Source organism: Lentzea indica (genome assembly GCF_012184385.1).
GTDB classification, from domain to species: Bacteria; Actinomycetota; Actinomycetes; order Mycobacteriales; family Pseudonocardiaceae; genus Lentzea; species Lentzea indica.
The window spans coordinates 1-772 of the sequence record NZ_VSRL01000587.1 but is presented as its reverse complement, the minus strand read 5'-3'; the positions used below and the strand labels follow the sequence as shown (position 1 = coordinate 772).

Genomic DNA, 772 nt, shown 5'->3' with positions numbered 1-772 from the left:
GCCGCGGCCGCCTTGGGCGCGTTCGAGGCAATGCGCGCCCACCTGCGCCGCCATCCGGCCGGCGATCTCGCTCATCGGCGCCAGCAACGGCAACGACCCGTCCGGCAGCTGCACCGTCTCGTAGGCGATGGCGGTGATGCCGGACTCGGCGACCGCCTTGGTGCACTCCGGGCTCGCGGCCAGGTGCAGGTAGGTGAACAAAACCTGGTCACGGCGCATGCGGTGGTACTCGGGCTCGATCGGCTCCTTGACCTTCAGCACGAGGTCGGCCTCCGACCAGACTTCGCCGGCCGTGGCGGCGATTCGCGCGCCCGCCGCCGTGTACTCCTGGTCGGGGAACGACGAGCCGGCCCCGGCGTCGTGCTCGATGACGACCTCGTGCCCGCGGCGAACCAGCTCCACCACACCGGCGGGCGTGATCGCGACGCGGTACTCGTGGTTCTTGATCTCCTTTGGGACACCGACCAGCATCGTCGCAGCGTATTCCCGATATCGATCTGCTGCATCGGATAACGTTCTCAGCCGTGTCAGAACCATTCGGGCCAGAGCAGCAGCGCATCGGCAACCAGCAGCGCGAAGAGGCGATCACCGCGCTCAACGACCACTTCGCGCTGGCGAGGCTCGACATCACCGAGTACCAGGAACGCGTGAACCGCGCGTCCGTCGCGCAGTCCTACGCCGAGCTCGCGGAACTGTTCCGCGACCTGCCGCAGCCGCACCCGCCGTTCCTCGCGCCGCCCTCGGTGCCGTTCGCCGCCGTGCCGCCGCCGCC

General features: G+C 69.4%; 2 protein-coding genes. One reads left to right on the top strand and one right to left on the bottom strand.

Annotation, left to right across the window (positions count from 1 at the left end):
- Positions 1-471 (bottom strand): alanine dehydrogenase (locus FXN61_RS49780; protein WP_376770839.1); only part of this gene is annotated, 471 nt, incomplete at its 3' end.
- A gap of 53 nt (positions 472-524) precedes the next feature.
- On the opposite strand from FXN61_RS49780, the gene FXN61_RS49775 reads away from it, so the two are divergent.
- Positions 525-772, top strand: a 248-nt coding sequence (locus tag FXN61_RS49775) for a DUF1707 SHOCT-like domain-containing protein (RefSeq protein ID WP_167980681.1), incomplete at its 3' end; no start/stop codon positions are given.